The organism is Algibacter lectus (genome assembly GCF_004368925.1).
GTDB classification, from domain to species: domain Bacteria; phylum Bacteroidota; class Bacteroidia; order Flavobacteriales; family Flavobacteriaceae; genus Algibacter; species Algibacter lectus.
The window spans coordinates 458,487-482,007 of sequence record NZ_SORL01000007.1 but is presented as its reverse complement, the minus strand read 5'-3'; the positions used below and the strand labels follow the sequence as shown (position 1 = coordinate 482,007).

Here is a 23,521-nt window from a genome sequence, read left to right as displayed (position 1 = left end):
GTTCGCTGAGAATCGCGTATTTGAAAAAACTTTAGTCCTTGTACAGAATATTCAATTTATGCGAAACATGAAAAATAGCCGTTTTTAGTTCCTAAAAGAGAAAAATATTCGAATTTGGTATCTCGCGGAAATAAACTTACTATTTTCATACATTTGTAATATGACACATGATTTACCTAAAATAGAATTTAAATCAGCTTTTGAATTAGATATTGAAGTCATGACCTTTGCCGAAACTTTTGAAAAGTTAGGTTTATCTACAAGTCATGATCCGTTTTCATCACATAGAATTTTATTTCATCTTATCATCATTGTTACCAAAAACACTTATGAGCATGTTGTCGATTTTAAATCTTACACCTTAGTTGAGGGAAGTTCTATCTTTATTTCTAAAAATCAAATCCATCATTTTAATAAAGAACTGATAAACGCGGAAGGCTATTGTATTATTTTTAATAGTTCGTTTGTAGATAAATCACATTATTTATTAAGCACTTTAAATTTAAATCGGTTATTTAATTACCATATTGAAACACCCGTAATTCACCAAAGTAAAACCGATCATGATAACCTGATTAGTACAGCACATAATTTGCGTAATGAGTATATGTTCTCTAATGGTTTTGGCAAGTCGCAAATATTAAGTAACCTGCTTAATGTTTTACTACTTAAGGCAGAACGGACCAAAGAAAACCAATCTGTTAAAGACATTAATATGCATTGGTTAGAGAAATTTACCGCATTTAAAGATATACTTGAAGATGAATTTGCAAATACTAGAAGTTCAAGATATTATGCTTCAAAATTATTTATTTCTTATAAGTTTCTAAACGATATTGTTAAGACGCTTACTGGCAAGACTGTAAAAGCGTTTATAGACGATTTTGTAATTATTGAAATTAAGCGCTACCTAGTTACAACCTCACTTTCTATTAAAGAAATAAGCTATAAAACCGGCTTTGAAGAACCTGCAAATATGGGTAAGTTTTTTAGAAAAAATACGGGCTTTACACCACTTAAATTTCGAAATAAAACATAAATACAAGGTTACACTTTTACCTTTTTTATCATCATTTTGATTGGCTTAATACTGCGGCGCTAATGCATCTTTGCAGTATAATTATTAATCTAAAAATAAAATGATGAAATCTTTCAAATTAAAATTTATGGCCATTATTGTTTTGGCTATCACTATTGTCTCTTGTAATAATGATGACGATTCTAATGCTCAAAAAACAGTTGATTTTGGAACTGCACCGTCAAGCTCCATGATAACTTTGGGCACTGTAGATGTTATTACAGAAAACACAGTAAGATACCACACGCTTAATTTTGATACCGCTCCATACACAGTAACTATTGTAGAAACAGAAAATACTGTTGTTTTAGTAGATTTAGGACCTGCACCAGTTTTTGCAGACGAACTAAAAGCTTATGTAGATGCTATTAATAAACCTGGCGCTGTAATAATTACTCACAACCATGGCGATCATTATGGTGGTGCTGGAAATTTTGCAGATTTAGATTTTTATGCTGAAAGCACTGTGGCTGCACAATTAAACAGTACAGCAGACTTTACAAGCTTGCATCCTAATGCGGTTATTGGGGTGAGCGATTTTCAAGAAATAGGCGATTTAACTTATGTTTTTGATAAAGTATCTAACGCAGAAACTGGAGAAAACGGTTATGTTTATAATGCTGCGCATAAAGTTCTTTTTGCTGGAGACCTTATTTACAATCTATCGCATCCATATTTAAGAGAATACACGCCAAATAGTGGTGCTGATGAAATTGATAACTGGATTGCTGGTTTAAATGTATTGAAAGCCAACTTTGCAGATTACAACCATATTTTTGTTGGTCATAATGGTTCTCGTGCTGATGTTGAAACGTCTATCGACGAAAACATCGACTATTTACAAAATGCACAAGGCCTTATAAAAGGTACACAAACTACTACTGGGGGTGGCACAGCGACAACAAACCAAGAGATAATTGACGAGCTAGAAGTATTGTACCCTAACTATTTAGATGGTGGTCTTTATTTATCGTTACCTGATGCGTTCTTCCCTGGAGATACAGGAGCAGATTGGTTTTAATACCAAACACCAAATTTATTACCCCTACATTAAATTTAAAACACATTAATTATGAATATTAAATTAATAGCATTTGCAATAATAGGTTTACTAGTTAGTAGTTGTAGTAATACAAAATCTGTTTTAGAAGTAACAACCTTTAAAACAAAATCACTAAACAACATATCTGTTTTTAATAAGCTTGATGCTGAAGTTGAGACTAATTTTACAGCAAAACAACCAGGTTTTATTAAGCGCCAAAGCGGAATAAATGAAAATGGAGAATATGTTGTTTTGGTATATTGGGAATCTCTTGAAAACGCTAAAGCGTCTATGGAAAAATTTATGGCTGATCCCTCTGTAGCCAAATATGCTTCTATGATTGATGGAGTTTCCATGAAAATGTCACGCTATCATATTGAAGATGGTTTTAATGCGGCTCACAGTAATTTTGTTGAAGTAATGTCTTTTAAAACTAAAGCAGATATCGACATGAAGGCCTTCGATAAAACCAATAAAAACGTAGAAAACGGATTCACATCTAAACAAGATGGATTTTTACAACGTGTTACTGGTGTAAATGAAAATGGCGAACAAATTGTTGTAGTGTATTGGGATAATAAAAGCCATTCTGATGCCGCTTTACAACCTTTTATGAACAACAAAATTTCTAAGGAATTTATGGGCATGATGGATCAATCTTCAATATGGATGGGGCGCTATCAAAAAATTAAACCAGAGCTTGAATATTAAAGAGCATCTGAAAATTGTAAACACATATTGATTAGTAGCATGAAGGGATATCAACTTGGCTTTGGTATTCCTTCTTTTTAAAAGAAAAATTATGATAAGTTCACAACAAAATCAAATAAACACCACCATAAACGGGCTCTTTGAAGATTCTAAATTCGATGTGGTAAACATTATGAAAGGTGTGGCAAAAAGCGTTTTTAGACCCATGCAACCTTTGGATTTTAAAGATGCCTATTTGTCTATTACAAAAACACAAGGTGAAGGCTTGATAAACTTAATTGAAGATAATAACCTTAAAAACATTGTTGAGTTTGGAACATCCTTCGGGATTTCTACTCTGTATTTAGCGCAAGGTGTACTTGAAACAGGTGGACGCGTTATCACTACAGAGTTACTCGAATCGAAAGCTAAAAAAGCCATTAGTAATTTTAAAAGCGCAAGTGTACACAACCTTATTGATGTTAGAATTGGAGACGCCATGGAAACCTTAAAAAATCATGACGAACCTATTGATCTATTATTGCTAGATGGTTGGAAAGACTTGTACTTACCACTTTTCCAGATGCTGGAACCTAATTTCCATAACGGTACATTTATCTATGTCGATAATGCAGAAATGGCCGAGTCTAAAGCCTTTTTAGAAGTGATTAGTCAAAATAAAGCATATAAATTGCAGTCTCTATTTGGAGAAAAAGTAGTATTAATAACAGTTAAAAAATAAATATATTATGAGTCAAGTATCAAATTGCCCAACATGTGGAGGTAAATCAAAAATAAAAGAAACAAATGGTGTTACCACTTATCAAGCACTTCAAGATGAAGAAGTTTTGAAAAAAGTAGGACAATTAAAAAAAGCTATGGAAACATTTAAAGCTAAAGCAGAAAAACTTGAAAAAGAACTAGAAACTTTAAAGAACAGTCAAAAATAAGAAGCTTACAAAATAGAGTAAGATGTAAGTTTTCTGAACTTTATAACGTTTCAGATAAATAAAGGTAGTTGGCTTTTAGATTGGTTAGCCGTTTTTAAATTCTTAAATTTGGGTAAAACCCTTAAAAACATGCTAACACTATTTAACACATTGATTTTACAATTGCCCATGGGAACACCAAACCCCGACGACAACCAACCATTAGATTTATCTGATCCGTTTGAGTTGATTGTGTTTATTGTTTTACCCGTTTTAGCGGTTTTCTTTTATATACTTTGGAGAAAGAAACGAAAGGATAAAAACTAGTTTAATAAATAAAATAGCGGTTTATTATTTAAGGATAGGTTGTAAAACCTCCCACACATTCTTAGCCAATATTTTATGACCTGCTTTTGTAGGATGAATGCCGTCCGATTGATTTAAATCTGGAATACCGCCAACATCTTCTAATAGAAAAGGCACTAAATGTAAGTTGTTTTCTTTAGCTAAATCGGGAAACATGTTTTTAAACGCTGTAGTGTAATCTTGTCCCATATTAGGCGGAATTTGCATACCAGCTAAAACAATAATAGTCTCTGGATACTTGGTCTTTACTGCATCTATAATAGTTTGTAAGTTGGCTTTAGATTGGTCTAAAGGCACACCACGTAAACCATCATTAGCACCCAATTCTAGAATAAAAACACTAGGTTCTTCGTTTAAAACCCAGTCAATTCTATTTTTTCCGCCAGAAGTGGTTTCACCGCTAACACCCGAGTTTACAATGTTGTAATCCAAACCCAAAGCATCTATTTTATTTTGAATAATACCTGGGAATGCATCATCAACATCTTCCAAACCATAACCAGCTGTTAAGCTATCTCCGAAAAATACTATTTTTTTAGAGCTTGTGCTTTTGGTGGTTTCAACTTCAGTTTCTGTCGCAGTTTCAGCTGAATCCATAGTATTTTTAGAAGCATCTTGTTTACAAGACAATAAGAATAGTAGTACGTAAAAACAACAAAATTTTAAGAAAACCTTTTGAGTTCTATTGTTGATATTTATTATCAATTGTCTATTTTTCAACATCGGGATTTTTTAGTAAAAACATTAAATAAGCGTCATGTCAAATATATTAAAGATTAATGATTTAGAGAAAACTTATACCAGTGGTTCTAAAAAATTAACAGTAATTAGCAATATCTCTTTTGAAGTAGAACAGGGGAGTGTTTTCTCTATTGTAGGACCTTCAGGAAGTGGAAAAACCACGCTTTTAGGTTTGTGTGCAGGTTTAGATTATCCAACCTCAGGAAGCATAGAATTATGCGGTACGGCTTTGCATGATTTAAATGAAGATGAACGCGCCGCTTTACGAAATAAAGAAGTTGGTTTTATTTTTCAGAATTTTCAATTACTACCCACTTTAACGGCATTAGAAAATGTGATTGTTCCTTTGGAATTGCAAGGCGAAAAAAACGCTTCTAAATTTGGTATTGCTTTATTAGAAAAAGTAGGTTTGGGAGATCGTTTACATCATTATCCATCGCAATTATCAGGTGGAGAACAACAGCGTGTTGCTCTGGCGCGTGCTTTCTCTAACAAACCGTCTATTTTATTTGCCGATGAACCTACAGGGAATTTAGATGAAGAAACTGGTGAAAAGGTGATTCAGTTACTCTTTGAACTTAATAAAGAAGCCGGAACCACTTTGGTGATTATTACCCACGATTTAGATTTGGCAAACCGTACGCAACAAATTTTAAGATTGAAAGGCGGTAAGATTATTTCAAACGAAAAAACAAGCGCGATTTAATGAGCAAGATCTATTCAAAACCGAATTTTCAATGGCTTTTAAAAATGGCTTGGAGAGATGGAAAAGCCAGTCTTTCTAGGTTATTGCTTTTTATGGCTTCCATAATATTGGGGATTGCTGCAGTGGTTTCCATCCAATTATTTAGCGATAATTTAAAGCAAAATATAAAGCTACAATCGAAAGCCTTAATGGGTGCCGATTTTGTAATTGATAGCAAACAAAAACCTACCGAAAAAACACAAGCCATTATAGATTCTTTAGGTGCAGATGCATCTGAAGTTAACTTTGTGTCTATGGCCGCTTTCCCTAAAAATAACGGCACAAAATTAGTAAAAGTGAGAGCGATTGAAGGCGCATTTCCTTTTTACGGAAATATCACAACCACACCAAAAGATGCAGGTGCTACTTACCAGAACTTAGGTGGCGCATTAGTTGATGCCACATTACTTTTACAATATAAAATAATACCTGGAGATTCTATTAAAATAGGAGAGTTAACCCTACCTATTATTGGTGAATTAAAAGCCATTCCGGGTAGTACAGCTATTTCATCTTCTGTGGCGCCAACCGTTTTAATTCCGTTTCGTTTTTTAGATGAAACCGAATTATTGCAATTAGGAAGTAGAAAAGAATATCAATACTTTTTTAAAGATCCGAAAGCTAATTTAGACGATTTAAAGAAAACATTAGAACCCGTTCTTGAAGCGGAAAACGCAGATATTGACACACATATTAGCACGAGCAAACGTTTAGGCAGACGCTATGATAATGTGAGTCGATTTTTAAATTTAGTCGCTTTTATAGCGCTTTTATTGGGTTGTATTGGTATTGCAAGTTCTGTGCATATCTATATTAAAGAAAAGCTAAAAAGTGTTGCTGTTTTAAAGTGTTTAGGCGCTTCTAGAAAACAAACCTTTTTAATTTATTTGTTGCAAATTATTAGCATTGGACTTATTGGAGGTTTAATAGGCTCAGGAATAGGAACGGCATTGCAATATGCATTTCCTTATATTTTACAAGACTTTTTACCTTTCAGTGTTGAAATTTCTATTTCGGCGCAGCCTATAATTATGGGGGTTACTTTAGGGATTTTAATGTCGGTTTTATTTGCTTTATTACCTTTATTAGGGACTTGGTATGTATCGCCTTTAGAGGTTTTAAGAGGCTCGGAAGATAATCTTCAAAAACCTAAAAAAGCGAGAATTGCCGTTATGTTCGCCATTGCTCTTTTTATCTTTTTGTTTGCGTTTTGGATGCTAAAAGATGCCTTAAATGGATTATTTTTTACCGTCGGAATTTTTATCACAGTTGCTATTATGGCTGGGATAGCGCAGATATTTATTAAATTAATTAAAAAATATTTCCCGAGTTCTTGGGGTTATACTAAACGTCAAAGTTTATTGAATTTATTCCGACCAAACAACCAAACCATGGTACTGGTATTAGCGATTGGACTAGGGACATTTTTAATAAGCACGTTGTATTTTACCAAAGATATTTTATTGGCTAAAACCACTATAGAAAACAAGCAAAATGATGCCAATATCATTTTAATGGATGTTCAAAAAGAACAGGAAACGGCGCTTTTAGAGACTTTTAAAAGTAAAGGCTTAGAGGTGATTAATAACATACCAATTATTACAATGCGCATGCATAGTATTCGTGGTAAATCGGTAAATGAAATTCGCCAAGACACCACCATTAAAATGCGTAAATGGATTTTAAACCGAGAGCTTAGAGTAACTTATAGAAATGCTTTGGTAGATACCGAAGAAATTTTGGAAGGTGAATGGACAGGTAAAAAGGAACATGGAAACCCCATCTATATCTCAATAACAGACAATATTGCTAAAGATGCTAATTTGAAAATAGGGGATGCCGTTGTTTTTAATATTCAGGGTGTGCTTAAGGAAACCGTTGTTGGTAGTATTCGTAAAGTGGATTGGAGCAGTATGAAAATAAATTTCAATATTTTATTTCCGGTGGGTGTTTTAGAAAATGCACCAACTTTTAATGTCATGACGACGCATGTACCAGATGAAGAAAGTTCGGCTGCCTTGCAAAGCGATTTGGTTCAGAAATTCCCGAATGTTACTATTTTAGATTTACGACAAGTGTTTACCATTGTTGAAGATATTCTAGATAAAATATCATGGATTATTAATTTTATGGCCTTTTTTAGTATTCTTACTGGTTTTATTGTACTTATTGGTTCTGTTAGAAATAGCAAATACCAACGCATAAAAGAAAGTGTGTTACTGAGAACTTTAGGAGCAAAAAGTAAGCAAATTTTACAAATTACGGCTCTAGAATACGTTTATTTAGGTGTTTTAGGAAGCTTAACAGGAATTTTATTGGCTTTTATTGGTAGCCAATTATTAGCCACGTTTTTATTTAAAGAACCGTTTGTACCATCGGTAATTCCGTTTTTGGTTTTTCTGCCAAGTATTACGTTTTTAGTTGTTTTGGTTGGATTAAGTAACTTAAAATCTGTATTAAAAAGTCCACCTTTAGAGGTGTTGAGGAAGGAAGTATAATTTTAATAAAAGTAAACTACCGCCGTATTATTGTGCTCATTTTACAAAGCAACAATATGAGAGAAGCGGTAGAATACAAAATATATATTTAGTATCCCATTTTGCTAAGAATCACTTTTAATTTGGTTTATTTCATTCTAATGTACTGTACATTAAAAGTGACAGGGATTTCTTATCTGAAATAAAAGTAATATTTAATTCTAGCTTAAAACTTGTGTTTCGCTAAGTTGAGTTTTAATTGTGGTGAGTGGCGGAAAAGTGTCGACGGTTACTGACAGCAAATTGATGTTTTGAAGGTTATTTCTTAACGCAGATCATGAAGTGCACTCTGATTTTCTATTAAAAATAAACTTAATAGATAGTTTTAGCCCTGATAGCAGCGGCATCCTTTTTTGTGTTATTTAATAGGACTAAACGTAGGTTGAAGAAAAAGGTTTAAGATGAAGAGAAACTTTAAGGCTACCTACAAAAAAGATATAGCGGATAGCAGGAAATAGCTTATAAAAAAAGCATATAAATGTAGGAGGAAAGTGTAATATTTACGAAACGTTAGTTTTAAAAACTAAACTTTAAGTACAGTTGCACCATTTTGCTCAACAACCGAAACGCCCCATTCTGCAATAGATTTAATTAACGGAATTAAAGTTTTTCCGAAATCGGTTAAGGAATACTCCACTTTTAAAGGCGGTTTAGAGGTGTATACTTTTCGCTTTACAATGCCATCTTCTTCCAAATTCTTTAATTGCAAGCTCAGCGTGCGCTCTGTAACTGTTGGCATTTCTTTTCTTAATTCATTGTATCGAAGTGTTCCATCTATTAAATGAAATAAAATAACGGTTTTCCATTTGCCTCCAATGATGCCCATGGTTAAACTTGCACAACATGGGTATTCTTTTCCTTTAAATTGATACATAATAAATGATGTTATTCTTGTTTACTGGGTACAAAGATATAATACTATACTTAATTAAACAACTATACTTTTTATAGTAAAATATTTAATATCTAAAACATTATAAGTCAATTGATTATAAATTATATTTTATACTATACTTTTCGACCGTTATTGCGAGTTTGAATAACTATATTTACTTTTGTCACTATAAAAATTATAGTATAATATATTTCAATTTAAAAAAATATAAAATTATGAAAGCAATAGGATATAAAGAGAATCTTCCAATAGAAGATGTTAACTCATTACAAGACATAGAATTAAATACGCCAAAAGCTACGGGAAGAGATGTTTTAGTAGAAATAAAAGCCATTTCTGTAAACCCAGCAGATTATAAAGTACGTGCAGGAATGCCAGTAGAAGGTGACGATTGGAAAGTTATTGGATGGGATGCTACCGGAATTGTAAAGGAAGTTGGTGAGGATGTTTCTTTATTTAAAGTTGGTGACGAAGTTTGGTATGCAGGAGATTTTACACGTCAGGGGAGTTATGCGCAATACCAAGTTGTAGACGAACGTATTGTTGGTAAAAAACCTTCTAGTTTATCTTTTCCTGAAGCTGCTGCTTTACCATTAACAACACTTACAGCTTATGAAATGTTGTTTGATAGATTACAGGTTTCAAAAGACGATGCTAGCAAATCCATTTTAGTTATTGGTGCTGCTGGAGGTGTTGGCTCTATATTAGTGCAATTGGCTAAAAAGCTAACAAAACTGAATATTATTGGTACGGCTTCTCGTGAAGAAACTACAGATTGGTTAAAAGAATTGGGAGCAGATGCTGTAATAAATCACAGAAATAAATTAAGTGAAGAGTTTGAGAAATACAACCTTCCTGCACCAGATTATATTGTGAGTTTAAATGCAACTGAACAGCATGCTGATGAGATTGTTAAGGTAATAAAACCACAAGGAAGATTTGGTTTTATTGACGATCCAAAAACGTTTAATATTATGCCGTTTAAATTAAAATCGGTTTCAACACATTGGGAATTTATGTTCACACGATCTATGTTTCAAACCGAAGATATGATAGAACAGCACCATATTTTAAACGAAGTTTCTAGTTTAATTGACAACGGAACAATCAAAACTACTTTGGGTGAAAATTTCGGAATTATCAATGCAGAAAACCTTCGTAAAGCACATGCATTCTTAGAAACAGGAAAAGCAAAAGGAAAAATAGTATTAGAAGGATTTTAGTTTAATAGCGAACTAAAATTTTAATTACATCGTCACTTCGAGTGAATTTTGAGTCACGAGACATTAGTGTCGAGAAGTTTATTAACTGTAATGGTTCTCGATACAAAATTCTAGAAGAGAATTTCACTCGAACGGACAAAAAAAAATATAAAAATGAATTTCAAATCCATTATAGCTGCATTAGCAGTAACAACAATACTTGTAGGTAATACAGTAAATGCACAAGTAACCACTAAAGATTCTATAGCCACTTCAAAAGTGCAACATTTCAATTTTGACGACATGGAATCAGAAACTATTGGAGAAGGAATCAAACGTAAATGGTTTCATGGTGAAAAAGGACAGATGACCATTTTTAATTTAGAAAAAGACGCTCATATTCCTTGGCACCAACATCCAAACGAACAGATTACATACATTATGTCTGGAAAAGTAAAAATCAAAACCATTATTGATGGTAAAGAAACGTTTGTAGAAGTTGGAGCAGGAGAAGTGATTGTGTTTCCAGAAAATGTACCGCATGAGTTTTGGGCTTTAGAAGAAACCGTAGATTTAGATATACATGTTCCTGTGCGTGAAGATTGGTTATCCAAAGAATTACCAGAGTATTTAAAAAAGAGCAAGTAAAACTTTAAAATAACGTCACTTCGAGTGAATTTTGAGGCACGAGAAATTAGTATCGAGAAATTTATTAACTTTAATGGTTTTCGATACAAAATTCTGAAAAAGAAATTCACTTGAACTGACGTCATAATTATATTCCATATGAAAAATATTAGTTTCTTATTAATTTTAATCACGTCAGTTATGTCCATAAAAGCACAAAACACAGCAGGTGAAACCGAAGTTTTTGCAACTACAGCGCAAGCAGTTGGTAATATTACGTTTACTGATACTGGTAATTTAGTTTATAGTCATCATCCTTTTTTCTCACCAGAAAATAGAGTGATGATCATGGATGCCAAAACAAAAGAAAGCAAACCTTTTCCTAATAAAGCGTGGAATACACCACGAACTACAGACGATAATTATTTAAGTAATGTACTAGGTATTAGAAACGATGAAAACGGAATTGTTTGGATGCTAGATATGGCGCAACGTGATAATGTAACACCTAAAATAGTGGGTTGGAACACAAAAACCAATCAGTTAGAACGTATTTATTATTTACCTAAATCTAGCGTACCAAAGCACTCGCAGCCAAATGATATGGTTGTTGATACTAAAAACGGTTATTTTATAATTGCAGATGAAGGTATTGGAAATGGAGGAGATGGTACAAATGCTGCATTTATTATTGTAGACATGAAAACGGGTAAAACACGTCGTTTATTAGAAGGTACACGCACAACATTACCAGAAAACACACCAACAGTAATTAACGGTAAACATTTAGCGGTTAACGGTAAAGATTTGTTGGTAGGAAATGATGGTATTACTGCCGATGCTAATTTTGATTACATTTATTATGGTCCGTTAAACGGAACTAAAATTTACAGAATTAAAACGTTAGATTTAGTAAATGAAGATTTAACGGAAACAGAATTAGATGGCAAAATTGAAACTTATTCTGAAAAACCAAACAATGGCGGAATGAGTATTGATACAGCAGGCAATATTTATTTAACCGCTTTAGAAACCAACAGCGTCGCAGTGGTCTTAGCTAAAGATAAAAGCGCAAAAACCATGGTAAAAGACTCTAATATGGTTTGGCCAGATGGTGTAAGCTACAATCATGTAGATGGGTATATGTATGTATCTGCAGCGCAAGTCAACAGAGGTGCTGTCTTTAATGATGGCAAAGATGTCTCTACTAAACCATTTTACATTTTCAGATTTAAACCAATAGTAAAAGGTGTATCTTTTAGATAAATAAACGATGACCTTTAGGGAACTGAGGTCTTCAATAATGAAAAATCAAACCTTATGAATTTAGAACAAAACAAGCAAAATGCCATTGCCTTTTATAAAATGGCTTACGAAGGGAATCCTAAAAAAGCTATAGCACTTTATGTTGGTGACACCTATATTCAGCATAACCCAGCAGTTGCTAATGGGACACAAGGATTCATTGATTATTTTGAACGTATGCAATCAGAATTCCCTAATAAGTCCATAAACTTTGTTCGCAGCATTGCTGAAGGCGATTTAGTCTCCCTACACACGCATCAAATTTGGCCTGATGATGACCAATATATTACCATGGATTTTTTTAGGTTTGATGAAAATGGAAAAATTTGTGAGCATTGGGATTCTATTCAGCAAATCCCTAAAACATCTGCTAATAAGAATACGATGTATTAAGTCTGTCTAGTAAATATTTTTACTTTTTAAAAACGAATATCAAAAGTTGTTATGCCAAGAACTATCATCGAGAATATTGTTATCGCAGAATATATAAAGCAAACCTTTTTTGACTTTTGTAATTATACAACCATTCGTTTTTTTGAAATAGTGTATTTTGAAGAAGGTACAGGAACTATAAAGATTAATGGAAAAATGGTGAACTATAGTCCAATGGAAAATTAACCAACGGAAGAGAATATAATAATCCGTATCATTTTTTATTTCAATTTTCTGATGGTAAGATCCTTAGAATAAAAGAATACATGGACACATTACACGTAAAATCAATATTTGTAGACTAATAAAATTTAGTATGAATGCCTCTTGTGTAGGAGGCATTGTTTTCAATTTAATATCACATTATGAAACTTAATAATAACATAGCTTGGACGGTAGATGGCAAAATAATAAACAAAACCAAATACAAGGAAGCCATGGAAAAAATAACAGCAGCTACATTTAAAGAAGAAGGTTCGCTTAATCACGAGTGGTATGTAGCAGAAGATCAGGAAAGCATTCATATTTATGAACGTTACCAAGATGCAGATGCCGCTTTGGCACATCTAAAAGTATGGTCTCAATTTGCAACTCTGTTTTTAGAAAGCGCAACAATGGATAGCTTTAAAGTTTATGGGAATGTAACTCCAGAATTAAAAAGCGCAGTATCTGGCGCAACTAGTATTATGAGTCGTTACGGCGGATTTGTAAAATAATTTCAATAAAATAAAACCTTGAAATATACCTAAACAACCGTGTTTACTACCAAAAAAATAGTACTATCTAAGACTACCTTTGTAGTCAGATTGATTAATAGATAAACAGAAATAAATAAAAACCAAAATATCCTATTGCGACAGTTTTTGGTAAAAAATATAAAAACAATGACAAATAAAAATATATTAGCACAAGCTCGTGCGCTTACGTTACCTTCTCGTGAAGCCTCGTTAAATCGTGAAGCTTCCGTCTCACATTTTTGGAATAGTAACCGAAATCTACTTGAAGAGGCATGGACAGAATGGGAAATTGAAAACAAGGACGATTTACTAGTTCCTGATGAGACGTTGCTAGATCCACGATTACAAAAGGCAATTAAAGATGCTTGGGAAAATCCAGAAAAAGAAAATGCTGTTGCCGATTTATGGGAAGAAATTAGTCCAGGTATTTATGTTGCTCAGTTTTTTAACCCAGAACGCTTAGCTGAATTTCGTAAATATTTAGAAGCTGTAGTAAATTCACAAATTCCTAAACGAGCACCATACGGAATACAATTAAATCGTTATGGAATTATGCTTGATCCACGCTCAGAAGGCTATCTTGCAGCACCGAATTTTCAGGCATTTTATAACGATATTATGGACCGTTATATGCGTCCGATTGCGCGTTTGTTACTAGGTACTTATGGCTATGATAATCAAACATTTGGTTTTTCAATTCAGTACAATCCAGAGAAAGACAAGGATTTAAATGGTCACACGGATGCTTCTGCTGCTACTTTGAATATCAACATTAACTTACCCGATGAAGCATTTACAGGTTCGCAAGTTGATTTTTACGATAAAACCACAGGAAAAACAGTACAAACTACGTTTGAATCAGGGAAAGCAATAATTCACAGAGGCGATGTAGCGCACGCTACGCACCCAATTATCAGTGGACAACGCAGTAACTTGGTAGTGTGGTTATACGGAGACCGTATGCAAATTCCAAGAGGTGGAGCTAGTAGCTACGGTAGTGTCGATAACTCAGAGTCTAAAGTTGTTACATCTGAAAGTGTTAATGCTCGTGAGCGTTGGACTGTGCCAAAGAGTCCCAAAGACACCTTTGCACCTTTTTAAAAAGACTAAAAATCATTTATCTTTCTTTAGGCAATGATTATATGCAAAAATAGCTACTGGGCTATTTATTAGAATTTTATAATAAGATAAAAAAAACTAGAAAATGTCACCGTGAGCAAAGCCGAAAGGTTTTATAGTTAGCATCTGAACTCAAGGTGATATTTTAATAAAAAAAATGATGAGTAAAACAATAATAGTAACAGGAAGTACAGACGGCATTGGAAAGTTAACTGCTTTTAGTTTAGCCGAAAAAGGACATACGGTTTATGTACATGGAAGAAATGCAGTAAAAGTAGACGCGGTTGTTTCAGAAATAAAAACAAAAACAAACAATCAGAACATACATGGTTTGGTTGCAGATTTTTCCGATTTAGAAGCTGTTTCCGAATTAGCAGAACAAATAAAAAAGAATATTCCTAAGATAGATATACTTATAAATAATGCAGGGATTTTTAAAACGAAAGAAGTTCAGAATAAAAATGGATTAGACATTCGTATGGTGGTGAATTACTTAGCACCTTATGTTATGACAAATGCCATATTAGAAAACATAAAGCAATCTGAAGCACCACGAATTATCAATTTAAGTTCTGCGGCACAAGCACCAGTTTCTGAAGCTGTTTTAATAGGGAAGGAGCATGACTCTGCAAATAGCACCTATGCGCAAAGTAAATTAGCATTGACGATGTGGAGTTTTAATTTAGCAAAACAAGAGCCTAAAATTACGGTTATAGCAGTTAATCCAGGGTCGTTATTAAATACTAAAATGGCAAATGAAGCCTATGGTCAACATTGGTCTCCAGCAGAAAAAGGAATGGATATTTTATTAGATTTGGCATTGTCTGATGAATATAAAAATGATTCGGGTAAGTATTTTGACAATGATAAAGGGGATCCAAAAGGATACTTTTCTCCAGCGCATCCAGGTGCTTATGATGAAGCTAAAATAAATGCGTTATTAGTTTTAACGAATAATATTATTGAATAGTTTAAAGTAGGTGAGAGGGTTCAGTTATTTTACTTCTTTACTCAATTATAAAAGTAATCAGTGATTATTGGACTAGAAACAACTCTAACAGATAGTTTAGCCCTGATAGCAGCGGCATCCTTTTTTGTGTTATTTAATAGTGTTAAAGTGAGGTTGAAGAAAACGGTTTAAGGTTAAGAGCAACCTTGAGGTTATCTACAAAAAAGATATAGCGAATAGCAGGAAATAGCTTCTAATAACTATTGTTTTTATTGCTTTTCGCTTAAATATTTCCAGTAGCGTTTGGGTACATGTTGAATGTGGAGTTTCATGTTTTTTCGCGACTTGATGTTTGTGCTTTTAAAATAGTCTTGCCACAGTTGTTGAAACTCTAATTCAATAGGTGCGAAAAATTCTGTTGATGTTTTAGAAGGATCAAAATTACGATCGAGTTCGAGGCTAATAAGTTCTACGGACTCTAAATTGTAATAAATGCCATATTTTCGGCTTAAGTCGTAAATAAGCCATTTTTGATCTGCATAGCGTTTTTCAAAATGTCTTTTTATTAAAGGTAAAACATTGAAATCGGGTTCTATATTTGCAAAATAAATACCGTCTTTGGTGAGTTTAAACCTTACAAAAGCTTCCATTCTATGTTTTTCTCGACTTACATTTTTAGTGAGTTTTGAAAGTTGTAAAATATGAACGTTTCCAAAATCTGAGGCAACGTTGTTTTTAGATTGAAATACATATAAAATAGCTTGGTATATAGTGTTTTCTACGGTTGGTTTTTCGCTTAAAAAGGCATAGTAAAAGCGTTGCAACTCATTGGCAGACATTTTCTTTTTTAAACCCGCCCAAACCCGGTTTGCTTTATCTGGTTCAGTATTAACCAAATCCCAATTCCCGAACATAGGCTCCTGGAAATGCTTTTCTTTAACGATAGATACTGCTTTTAATTTCATCTCATACGCCATAAAAACGCAAGTTAAAAACCCATCGAATGTGCCATCGTAAACTAAAGTCGTTTCCATAGTAATGCTATCCAAAGAGGTTTAATTGGTTGCTAAGCATTGATGTGTACTTGCTTTTAGAGTTTTGCAGTATTAAACCTTTAATTTTTTCTGGAGTGAGATCACGCTTTTCAAATTGATTTGAAGCACAGACCATAAAATATTGCGCCCGATTGAAAGCAACGCCAATAGCTTTTAAATGATCCCAGTTAAGTTGCCTGTAGCGCCTTGCATTTAAAATTTTAAAAACCGATTTCATGCCTAAACCAGGAATTCTAGCAAGCATGCGTTTATCGGCTTTATTGATATCTACGGGAAATTCATGCATATTACGCAGTGCCCAACCCAATTTAGGGTCGATATCTAGATCTAGACTTTGGTTTTGTTCGTTTAAAATTTCTTCAATATTAAAGCCGTAAAAACGCAGAAGCCAATCGGTTTGATACAATCTATTTTCTCGCAACATCGGGACAGGTGTGCCAATTTGCGGTAATCGCGTATCGTAACTAATGGGGACATAACCCGAATAATAAACCCGTTTTAAATTAAAGTTTTTATAAAAATAATTGGATGTGTACATGATTTGCATATCATTCTCGCCACTTGCTCCAACAATCATTTGCGTGCTTTGTCCGGCAGGAGCATATTTGGGTGTGCTTCTTATTATTTTCTTTTCACTTTTATATTGAATGATTTCATTTTTAACCTTTTCCATGGGTTTTATAAAATCGGCTCTATTTTTATCAGGTGCTAAAAGTTTAAGGCCTTTTTCGGTTGGAATTTCAATATTAACGCTTAACCGATCGGCGTACAAACCAGCTTCACGCATTAACTCATCGCTCGCTCCGGGAATGGATTTCAAATGAATGTAGCCATTAAAATTCTCTTCTAATCTTAATTTTTTAGCCACAGCCACTAAGCGTTCCATAGTGTAATCGGCACTTTTAAAGATACCCGAACTTAGAAACAAGCCTTCAATATAATTACGTCGGTAAAAATTCATGGTTAAATCCACCACTTCCTGAACCTTAAAAGCAGCACGTTTAATGTCGTTACTTTTACGAGTAACGCAATAGGCACAGTCAAAAATACAATGGTTGGTTAGTAAAATTTTTAATAAGGAAACACAGCGACCATCTTCTGTATACGTATGACAAATTCCGGAAGCCGAGGCATCCCCTAATCCTTTGTTTTTATTAGTTCTGTTACTCCCGCTAGAGGAGCAAGAAACATCATACTTTGCAGCATCTGCAAGGATATTTAGTTTTTCTTGTACACGTTGAAAAGACATTAGTAGGTGTTTAATTTGAAGCCCAAAGATACAATCTAATCAAATATAAAATGAATAATTTTGATAAAAAACCTCATATTAGTTATAATCAATATCTCATTATATGATATATAAATATTTATTGTTTAAATTCGTACTCTGAAACCAATGGTTTAATTATGAATCGTATTAAAGAAGTATTAGAAATAAAAGGCATAAAGCAAACTTGGCTCGCTACAAAGCTCAATAAGAGTTACAATATGGTGAATTCTTATGTGCAGAACAGAAGGCAGCCTAGTCTAGAAATGCTTTTTGAAATAGCAAATCTATTGCAAGTTGAAGCCAGAGAATTACTGGACGCTAACCCATTGGTATCAAAAGAATCGAGCAGTAGTGATACTGTGGAAATCCCGTTGATTGGTTCCGTAGCTTGTGGCTTACCTATTTATGCTGAAGAAAATATTGAAGCAAAAATTTCCATCTCTAAGACATTGGTTAAAAATGTAAGTGATTATTTTCTTTTAAGAGCTTCTGGTGATTCTATGAATAAAAAAGGTATTACTAGCGGAGATTTACTGTTAATAAAACAACAGCAAGTTGCTAACCATGGCGATCTGGTGGTTGCTTTAATTGATGATGATGCTACCGTAAAGGAGTTTATAGATAATGGAGATACTATTGTATTAAAACCACATTCTACAAATTCGAAACATCAACCTATAATTCTAACTACGGATTTTAGAATACAAGGTATTGTTGAAAAAGTAATAAAATTATAATAGGGAAGAGGCTTATAAAAGAAAAGCCTGCGCTATTAATTAGTAAAAAAAACATTTTTGAGCATTGAAAACGCTCATTTAATATGAAATTTTATTTCTATTATAACTTAAATCAATATTAAAATAATTATAATCAATTGTATATATCCTTAATGTATCTTTTGTTTAATTATATTTATATAGAAATAAACAAAATGCAAAACTATGGAATTGATTAACGAAGCAATTGAGTTTGAAAACGCGAAAATGAGTAACATGTCTACAAGTGACAGAGTAGTTGCATCGCGAGAAGCAAAGCGTTTAATACTCGCCTTAAACGAAATTTACAAGAAGTCTAAAGATACTAGCGTAATGGATATCATGAAGCGCTTAACTGAAAAGAAGAAAAAAATTGAAAAACGTTTGAAAGGTAGACCTGAACCTGCTTTTTAAATTATTAAATTTAAAGTAATCGTTACAAAATTGATACCCTATTGTAGAAATTCTACAATAGGGTATTTTAATTTTATAATAATAATAATAAGAGTAAAAGATTTATATTAATTTTGTGTTTTAAATACCTTCATAAATTCTGAGATTTGTTAGAAAAAAGACAACAATTACCCCAAGAACAATTAATAGATACCGATTATTTCATTTACTGTTTAGAAGCGGTTGAAGATGTAGAAATCGATACCGTTACTGAAGCTCAAAAAAAATTAGATCAATTAACCACGCAATATGGTGTAGCTAGTATTTATAATACTTGCGACACCATTGAAGGATTAGAAGACAACTTAAACGCCTTGGTTTTAGGTGATCATAATTTTAAAGACTACGAAATAATTTACTTGGTTATTACAGGTGAAGCAAATAGTATTTGTTTAAACGACTATTACTATAGTTTACAAGAAATTGCAGAAATTTTTGAAGGACGATTAGATGGAAAGATTTTACATTTTTCCAACGCAAAAGTTTTAGATTTAGACGAAGAAGAAGCTCAATACTTTATAGATATCACTGGAGCAAGAGGTATTTCAGGGTACGGTAATGCCTCTAATGGAATTACTAGCTCAAGTCTGGATATTGCATTCTTTAACCTATTTAACGAAGATGATAACATGCTAGATGTTGTGGAAGAATTACATCAAAGACATTACAAACTTTGTAAACTACTTGATTTTAGATTGTATTATTAAGGTGAGGGGTTTTTAACATTATATCATTTTCTTTATTTTTTCTTGACAAATGTTTCTCGACGATGTTAATGAAACTTGTATGGAATAACTTAATTCTGTGTATAGTTTACAACCAAAGTTCCATTTATTAGTCTGTTTTCATTATCAATACCACTAAAAACACCTTCTTGTGCACCACTTGCATCTTTCAAAAAATAGGTTTTAATATAGATATTTACACGCTCCAGTGCTATAATACCCGAAAAACCAAACCGGAAATTTATCACAGAGCCTTTATTAATTAATTCAAAACGGTCTTTTTCAATGTATACATTTTCGGTTAAAGTAATAATCTGATAATTTGTTGGTAAAATTTTAAACTTTAAAGTCTCTTTAAAACCAGTGTCAAAATTAAAAGTTAAGTCATAAGTTCCTGCCAATTTGCCATACAAAGAGGCGTATGGGCTTTTATTTGATAATTCTAAGGCGTTTCTGGCAACAATACTATTATTAACAATGCGCTTGTTTCTAATTTCTAAAGCAATATATGGCGGAATAAACGCCGATTTAGATTCTTCTTCCATAATCTGTTTGCTTTCACATTTTTCAAGAATGGAACGTCCTGCAACAGAATTAGTGAAAATATCGAAAGTACAATACGTACCTATAAGATAATTTAGGTGTGAAGGTGATTTATGACCTATATAATAAATCTCGCTGGCACCATCAATATACCTTTCTCCAGAAAGTGTATTGGTTTTTTTGGTAATGGTATCTCCCTGACGTTTTATACTTCCATTACTATAATGTTCTCTAAAAGTACCATCATCTAAAGGATATATAAAAATATGTTGAATGGTTTTCCAGTTATTAGATATGATGGTTTGGCCTTTTAATATAGTGTCGTCTTCACCAAAATAGTAGTTAACGTAGTAATAGGTGATATCCTCGGTATCCTTATAAACTAAATCATATTGCTTTTCATATTCAATATCAGATGTTTTATGCGCATCCAAAAAAAGTTTAAAATCTTCATAACCTAAATAAAGTAAAATAATGTCTTTGTAATATTGGTTAAGCTTAATTAAGAGCTTACCTTTTTCAAACTGCCTTGATTTATCATAGAGGTATTTTCCGTTAATAAACTCCGATCCAATATCTTCAAAATCTTGCTTCAGGTTCGGTTTTGTATCATTATAAGCACCATAACCGTATAATTGTAATGCTTTAGGAAGTTTAACCAGTTGATGCTTATTCATAAAGGTTTCATGAACCTTATCAAGCATTATTTTGAAGTATTCTGAGGTTAAAACTAGTGATGATTGGCTCGTTTTCATAAATTCCTATTTATTCTTTGAAATTATTAAAAATATTTTTAATAATTAAAATTAATAATAATTAATATTTGAAAATTACTTTTATGGAAACGAAACAATGCTTTTAACTAATAATTTATAAAATGAAACAGACTATATTATTGTTATTTCTTTTGATAACAACGTTATCCTTTTCGCAAATTACCGTATCAGGTAATGTAATAGATAATAATGGAGAGCCGATAGCAGGAGCCAATGTGATTGTAAAAGGGACTTCTAAAGGGGTTATTTCAGACTTCAATGGAAACTTCCAAATTAGCACAACATCAAACAATACTATTTTGGAGTTCTCATTTCTTGGATTTGAAAATCAAGAGGTTAAAGTGGATGGAAAAAGTAGAATAGATATTATCTTAATTGAATCTTTAGAATCTTTAAATGAAGTGACAATTCAAGGGTTCTCTGGCGTTATTGGTAAATCTAGAAAACGTACAGAAAACATTCAAACTACAGCGGAATCTGTAACAGCTTTAAATAGTGAAGGTATTGAGAGTGCAGGTATTACAGATGTGAGTTCATTTTCGGCTTTGGTACCCAATTTAAAATTTAATTCGGCACAAGCGGTAGGTTTAAACTTTATAACAGTGAGAGGAATTCCTCAGGTTAGGGGAGGCGATGCACCTTTAGCTTTTGTTATAGATGGTGTAACTATTCCAGATCCAAGTTTGTTAAGTCAGGAGTTGTACGATTTAGCTTTAGTAGAAGTCGTTAAAGGACCTCAAGGAGCATTATATGGAAAAAACGCTATTGGTGGCGCCATAAATATTTATACAAAAGAGCCAACAAATAAAATGTCTAATCGCGTTAAATTTGGCGTTGGTAATGGTGGGAATCTCCAAGCACAATTTGTGTCTTCGGGAGCTATTAAAGAAGATAAAGTCTTCTATCGTTTTTCTACACAATACAAAAATTTTGATGGCCTATTAACCAATGAATTCCTAGATAAAAAAGTAGATTTCTCTGAAGATTTTAATATCAGAGGTCAAATAAAAGCAAGGGTTACAAATAATTTTACAATAGGAGCAACCTTTCAACATTTTAATATAGATGGCGGTGCCACTTATTATTCGGTAAATCCAATTGGTACAGATGGAGAATTTACAGGAGGTGTTCTTAATCCAAATCCTTCGGAAGGAGATAATGTTATTGTATCAGATGTTTTAGGACGTTCTGATATGAAAAATAATTATGGAAATATTAAGATGGATTACAATCTAAAAGGAGCAAACCTGCAAAGTATTACCTCTTTTAATAAAGTAGACCGCTCTACAATTGGTGATTTAGATTTTTTAGAACTTGATGGATTAACACAAGGTGAAGAAATTACTACGAAAACATTTAATCAGGAATTAAGGTTAAGCAATACAAATACCGACACCAAATTCGATTGGAGTTTAGGTGGTTTTTATCAGAATATTAAAAAAAATGTATATCAAAACGGAACCACAGGAGTTGATTTTGGTGGTCCTGATGCATACGATACTGCAGATTATGTGAATGAAACGAATACCATAGCTTTATTTGGATTTGGCGATTATAAAATCACAGATAAGCTAACTTTTTCTGCCGGTTTTAGATACGATATAGATAAATTTAGTCAAGTAGACGATTTATTTGTTACCAGTTCTGAAAGAGACAATAATGAATTTCAACCTAAAGTATCATTGTCTTATCAAGCTTCAAAAAAGGTATTGTTATATGCCAATTATGGTAGAGGTTATAGAAATGGCGGTTACAATGCAGACCTTACCGATTTATTTAATAGAGAATTTGACGATGAAACATCAGACAACTACGAATTTGGTTTCAAAACAACCACATGGAATGATCGTTTAATCTTTAATGGCTCTGTATTTTCTTCCAAATTAACCAATCAGCAACAATATATTTTAGACCTAAATACTTTTATTGCTGGAGTCTATAATTATGATGAAACCAAAGTTTTTGGGTTCGAGTTCGAAACGCGTGCGCGCTTAACAAACTACTTAGATGTTTTTGCAAGTTTTGGATCTTCTGATGCCGAAATTGTGGAAGGTGGAACTACTGGAGGAACAGATGGAACTACAACAGACAACTCAAATTATAATGGCAACAAAACACCGTTTGTCCCTGTAAGTACCTTTGGGATAGGTTTAGAATCTTCATTTAACATTACCGATAGCGTCAAGTTTAATGGATTTATAAACCTTGATACAACAGGAAAAACATACTATCATGAAAGTAATTTAGCAAAGCACACAACAGATGCTTATTCTTTATTAGATGCCAGAATAGGGTTTTCTTATAAAAACTGGAAGCTTGATTTTTGGGGCAAAAACTTAACAGATAAGCAGTATTACCAAGAATTTTCACCAGGAGAATTTGTTGGTAGTCCGGATGATGTGGCGTGGAGAGGAAGACCATTATCTATTGGAACAGCAATTTCTTTGAGGTTTTAAACTAAGAAATAAAACCGCTAAGTATATTATTTTATACAATATTAATTATGTTGAATTAGTAAGGGGGAATGCATTATTCCCTCTGTTTTTACAA

General features: G+C 32.9%; 25 protein-coding genes and 1 pseudogene. 21 read left to right on the top strand and 5 right to left on the bottom strand.

Annotated features, from left to right (window positions below):
- The first annotated feature begins 160 nt into the window (after positions 1-160).
- The 6 genes from DFQ06_RS03065 to DFQ06_RS03040 all read left to right on the top strand — a co-directional run bounded on the left by DFQ06_RS03065 (position 161) and on the right by DFQ06_RS03040 (position 4,066).
- Positions 161-1,039 carry an AraC family transcriptional regulator gene (locus DFQ06_RS03065; protein ID WP_042503648.1) on the top strand — a complete coding sequence of 293 codons (879 nt, stop codon included), beginning with the start codon at positions 161-163 and terminating at the stop codon, positions 1,037-1,039.
- Between the two features lie 100 nt (positions 1,040-1,139).
- Positions 1,140-2,099 (top strand): MBL fold metallo-hydrolase, encoded by a 960-nt coding sequence (locus DFQ06_RS03060; protein ID WP_133965946.1) that lies wholly within the window; start codon positions 1,140-1,142, stop codon positions 2,097-2,099.
- A 51-nt stretch (positions 2,100-2,150) separates the two neighbouring features.
- Positions 2,151-2,831 (top strand): antibiotic biosynthesis monooxygenase family protein, encoded by a 681-nt coding sequence (locus tag DFQ06_RS03055; RefSeq protein ID WP_133965945.1) that lies wholly within the window; start codon positions 2,151-2,153, stop codon positions 2,829-2,831.
- Positions 2,832-2,922: 91 nt separating this feature from the next.
- Positions 2,923-3,552 (top strand): O-methyltransferase, encoded by a 630-nt coding sequence (locus tag DFQ06_RS03050; protein ID WP_133965943.1) that lies wholly within the window; start codon positions 2,923-2,925, stop codon positions 3,550-3,552.
- 7 nt (positions 3,553-3,559) lie between these two features.
- Positions 3,560-3,760, top strand: a complete 201-nt coding sequence (locus tag DFQ06_RS03045) for a hypothetical protein (RefSeq protein WP_042495103.1) — start codon at positions 3,560-3,562, stop codon at positions 3,758-3,760.
- Positions 3,761-3,889: 129 nt separating this feature from the next.
- On the top strand, positions 3,890-4,066 hold the full coding sequence (locus tag DFQ06_RS03040) for an adenylosuccinate synthetase (protein WP_133965941.1): 177 nt from the start codon (positions 3,890-3,892) through the stop codon (positions 4,064-4,066).
- A 24-nt stretch (positions 4,067-4,090) separates the two neighbouring features.
- On the opposite strand, the gene DFQ06_RS03035 is transcribed toward DFQ06_RS03040, so the two are convergent.
- The gene (locus tag DFQ06_RS03035) at positions 4,091-4,702 is read right to left on the bottom strand and encodes an arylesterase (RefSeq protein ID WP_235833476.1); all 612 of its coding nucleotides are present in this window, start codon (positions 4,700-4,702) and stop codon (positions 4,091-4,093) included.
- Between the two features lie 160 nt (positions 4,703-4,862).
- On the opposite strand from DFQ06_RS03035, the gene DFQ06_RS03030 reads away from it, so the two are divergent.
- Together DFQ06_RS03030 and DFQ06_RS03025 are read left to right on the top strand one after the other, a co-directional pair.
- Positions 4,863-5,552, top strand: a complete 690-nt coding sequence (locus DFQ06_RS03030) for an ABC transporter ATP-binding protein (RefSeq protein ID WP_133965937.1) — start codon at positions 4,863-4,865, stop codon at positions 5,550-5,552.
- A 44-nt stretch (positions 5,553-5,596) separates the two neighbouring features.
- The gene (locus DFQ06_RS03025; protein WP_133967166.1) at positions 5,597-8,089 is read left to right on the top strand and encodes an ABC transporter permease; all 2,493 of its coding nucleotides are present in this window, start codon (positions 5,597-5,599) and stop codon (positions 8,087-8,089) included.
- Between the two features lie 562 nt (positions 8,090-8,651).
- Here DFQ06_RS03025 and DFQ06_RS03020 read toward each other — a convergent pair.
- Positions 8,652-9,002 carry a winged helix-turn-helix transcriptional regulator gene (locus DFQ06_RS03020; protein ID WP_042503656.1) on the bottom strand — a complete coding sequence of 117 codons (351 nt, stop codon included), beginning with the start codon at positions 9,000-9,002 and terminating at the stop codon, positions 8,652-8,654.
- 236 nt (positions 9,003-9,238) lie between these two features.
- On the opposite strand from DFQ06_RS03020, the gene DFQ06_RS03015 reads away from it, so the two are divergent.
- From DFQ06_RS03015 to DFQ06_RS02975, 8 genes are all read left to right on the top strand, one after another.
- On the top strand, positions 9,239-10,246 hold the full coding sequence (locus tag DFQ06_RS03015) for a zinc-binding alcohol dehydrogenase family protein (RefSeq protein WP_133965935.1): 1,008 nt from the start codon (positions 9,239-9,241) through the stop codon (positions 10,244-10,246).
- Positions 10,247-10,399: 153 nt separating this feature from the next.
- On the top strand, positions 10,400-10,873 hold the full coding sequence (locus DFQ06_RS03010; protein ID WP_133965933.1) for a cupin domain-containing protein: 474 nt from the start codon (positions 10,400-10,402) through the stop codon (positions 10,871-10,873).
- Positions 10,874-11,053: 180 nt separating this feature from the next.
- Positions 11,054-12,118, top strand: coding sequence for an L-dopachrome tautomerase-related protein (locus tag DFQ06_RS03005; RefSeq protein ID WP_133965931.1), 1,065 nt, complete (start codon positions 11,054-11,056; stop codon positions 12,116-12,118).
- Positions 12,119-12,172: 54 nt separating this feature from the next.
- Positions 12,173-12,550: a nuclear transport factor 2 family protein gene (locus tag DFQ06_RS03000; RefSeq protein WP_042503662.1), complete on the top strand. Its 378-nt coding sequence runs from the start codon at positions 12,173-12,175 to the stop codon at positions 12,548-12,550.
- A 51-nt stretch (positions 12,551-12,601) separates the two neighbouring features.
- Positions 12,602-12,775, top strand: a complete 174-nt coding sequence (locus tag DFQ06_RS02995; RefSeq protein ID WP_235833472.1) for a hypothetical protein — start codon at positions 12,602-12,604, stop codon at positions 12,773-12,775.
- Between the two features lie 179 nt (positions 12,776-12,954).
- Complete coding sequence (locus DFQ06_RS02985) at positions 12,955-13,305, top strand: putative quinol monooxygenase (protein WP_133965929.1); 351 nt, start codon at positions 12,955-12,957, stop codon at positions 13,303-13,305.
- 168 nt (positions 13,306-13,473) lie between these two features.
- The gene (locus DFQ06_RS02980) at positions 13,474-14,427 is read left to right on the top strand and encodes a 2OG-Fe(II) oxygenase (RefSeq protein ID WP_133965927.1); all 954 of its coding nucleotides are present in this window, start codon (positions 13,474-13,476) and stop codon (positions 14,425-14,427) included.
- A 175-nt stretch (positions 14,428-14,602) separates the two neighbouring features.
- Positions 14,603-15,415 carry an SDR family NAD(P)-dependent oxidoreductase gene (locus DFQ06_RS02975; protein WP_235833470.1) on the top strand — a complete coding sequence of 271 codons (813 nt, stop codon included), beginning with the start codon at positions 14,603-14,605 and terminating at the stop codon, positions 15,413-15,415.
- 248 nt (positions 15,416-15,663) lie between these two features.
- Here DFQ06_RS02975 and DFQ06_RS02970 read toward each other — a convergent pair whose 3' ends face one another.
- Positions 15,664-16,428 (bottom strand): TIGR03915 family putative DNA repair protein, encoded by a 765-nt coding sequence (locus tag DFQ06_RS02970; RefSeq protein ID WP_074935905.1) that lies wholly within the window; start codon positions 16,426-16,428, stop codon positions 15,664-15,666.
- A gap of 7 nt (positions 16,429-16,435) precedes the next feature.
- Complete coding sequence (locus DFQ06_RS02965) at positions 16,436-17,698, bottom strand: putative DNA modification/repair radical SAM protein (protein WP_074935907.1); 1,263 nt, start codon at positions 17,696-17,698, stop codon at positions 16,436-16,438.
- 158 nt (positions 17,699-17,856) lie between these two features.
- Between DFQ06_RS02965 and DFQ06_RS19520 the strand changes: the two are divergent.
- From DFQ06_RS19520 to DFQ06_RS02950, 4 genes and pseudogenes are all read left to right on the top strand, one after another.
- A pseudogene (locus tag DFQ06_RS19520) lies at positions 17,857-18,033 on the top strand (helix-turn-helix domain-containing protein); the annotation flags it as partial.
- Positions 18,007-18,456 carry a transcriptional repressor LexA gene (gene lexA / locus DFQ06_RS19515; protein ID WP_394345338.1) on the top strand — a complete coding sequence of 150 codons (450 nt, stop codon included), beginning with the start codon at positions 18,007-18,009 and terminating at the stop codon, positions 18,454-18,456. The pseudogene DFQ06_RS19520 and the gene lexA, both read left to right, overlap by 27 nt.
- A gap of 204 nt (positions 18,457-18,660) precedes the next feature.
- Entirely contained in the window at positions 18,661-18,888 is a 228-nt protein-coding gene (locus DFQ06_RS02955) for a hypothetical protein (protein ID WP_042495083.1), read from the top strand.
- 146 nt (positions 18,889-19,034) lie between these two features.
- Positions 19,035-19,634 carry a DUF6642 family protein gene (locus DFQ06_RS02950; RefSeq protein WP_042503666.1) on the top strand — a complete coding sequence of 200 codons (600 nt, stop codon included), beginning with the start codon at positions 19,035-19,037 and terminating at the stop codon, positions 19,632-19,634.
- Between the two features lie 89 nt (positions 19,635-19,723).
- Here DFQ06_RS02950 and DFQ06_RS02945 read toward each other — a convergent pair whose 3' ends face one another.
- On the bottom strand, positions 19,724-20,950 hold the full coding sequence (locus tag DFQ06_RS02945) for a hypothetical protein (RefSeq protein WP_133965923.1): 1,227 nt from the start codon (positions 20,948-20,950) through the stop codon (positions 19,724-19,726).
- Positions 20,951-21,072: 122 nt separating this feature from the next.
- On the opposite strand from DFQ06_RS02945, the gene DFQ06_RS02940 reads away from it, so the two are divergent.
- Positions 21,073-23,427, top strand: a complete 2,355-nt coding sequence (locus tag DFQ06_RS02940; protein WP_133965921.1) for a TonB-dependent receptor — start codon at positions 21,073-21,075, stop codon at positions 23,425-23,427.
- Positions 23,428-23,521: the final 94 nt, after the last annotated feature.

Coding starts and splice junctions, on each gene's coding strand:
- DFQ06_RS03065 (WP_042503648.1), top strand. CDS start 161: ATGACACATGATTTACCTAAAATAGAATTTAAATCAGCTTTTGAATTA.
- DFQ06_RS03060 (WP_133965946.1), top strand. CDS start 1,140: ATGATGAAATCTTTCAAATTAAAATTTATGGCCATTATTGTTTTGGCT.
- DFQ06_RS03055 (WP_133965945.1), top strand. CDS start 2,151: ATGAATATTAAATTAATAGCATTTGCAATAATAGGTTTACTAGTTAGT.
- DFQ06_RS03050 (WP_133965943.1), top strand. CDS start 2,923: ATGATAAGTTCACAACAAAATCAAATAAACACCACCATAAACGGGCTC.
- DFQ06_RS03045 (WP_042495103.1), top strand. CDS start 3,560: ATGAGTCAAGTATCAAATTGCCCAACATGTGGAGGTAAATCAAAAATA.
- DFQ06_RS03040 (WP_133965941.1), top strand. CDS start 3,890: ATGCTAACACTATTTAACACATTGATTTTACAATTGCCCATGGGAACA.
- DFQ06_RS03035 (WP_235833476.1), bottom strand. CDS start 4,702: ATGGATTCAGCTGAAACTGCGACAGAAACTGAAGTTGAAACCACCAAA.
- DFQ06_RS03030 (WP_133965937.1), top strand. CDS start 4,863: ATGTCAAATATATTAAAGATTAATGATTTAGAGAAAACTTATACCAGT.
- DFQ06_RS03025 (WP_133967166.1), top strand. CDS start 5,597: ATGGCTTGGAGAGATGGAAAAGCCAGTCTTTCTAGGTTATTGCTTTTT.
- DFQ06_RS03020 (WP_042503656.1), bottom strand. CDS start 9,002: ATGTATCAATTTAAAGGAAAAGAATACCCATGTTGTGCAAGTTTAACC.
- DFQ06_RS03015 (WP_133965935.1), top strand. CDS start 9,239: ATGAAAGCAATAGGATATAAAGAGAATCTTCCAATAGAAGATGTTAAC.
- DFQ06_RS03010 (WP_133965933.1), top strand. CDS start 10,400: ATGAATTTCAAATCCATTATAGCTGCATTAGCAGTAACAACAATACTT.
- DFQ06_RS03005 (WP_133965931.1), top strand. CDS start 11,054: ATGTCCATAAAAGCACAAAACACAGCAGGTGAAACCGAAGTTTTTGCA.
- DFQ06_RS03000 (WP_042503662.1), top strand. CDS start 12,173: ATGAATTTAGAACAAAACAAGCAAAATGCCATTGCCTTTTATAAAATG.
- DFQ06_RS02995 (WP_235833472.1), top strand. CDS start 12,602: ATGCCAAGAACTATCATCGAGAATATTGTTATCGCAGAATATATAAAG.
- DFQ06_RS02985 (WP_133965929.1), top strand. CDS start 12,955: ATGAAACTTAATAATAACATAGCTTGGACGGTAGATGGCAAAATAATA.
- DFQ06_RS02980 (WP_133965927.1), top strand. CDS start 13,474: ATGACAAATAAAAATATATTAGCACAAGCTCGTGCGCTTACGTTACCT.
- DFQ06_RS02975 (WP_235833470.1), top strand. CDS start 14,603: ATGATGAGTAAAACAATAATAGTAACAGGAAGTACAGACGGCATTGGA.
- DFQ06_RS02970 (WP_074935905.1), bottom strand. CDS start 16,428: ATGGAAACGACTTTAGTTTACGATGGCACATTCGATGGGTTTTTAACT.
- DFQ06_RS02965 (WP_074935907.1), bottom strand. CDS start 17,698: ATGTCTTTTCAACGTGTACAAGAAAAACTAAATATCCTTGCAGATGCT.
- DFQ06_RS02955 (WP_042495083.1), top strand. CDS start 18,661: ATGGAATTGATTAACGAAGCAATTGAGTTTGAAAACGCGAAAATGAGT.
- DFQ06_RS02945 (WP_133965923.1), bottom strand. CDS start 20,950: ATGAAAACGAGCCAATCATCACTAGTTTTAACCTCAGAATACTTCAAA.
- DFQ06_RS02940 (WP_133965921.1), top strand. CDS start 21,073: ATGAAACAGACTATATTATTGTTATTTCTTTTGATAACAACGTTATCC.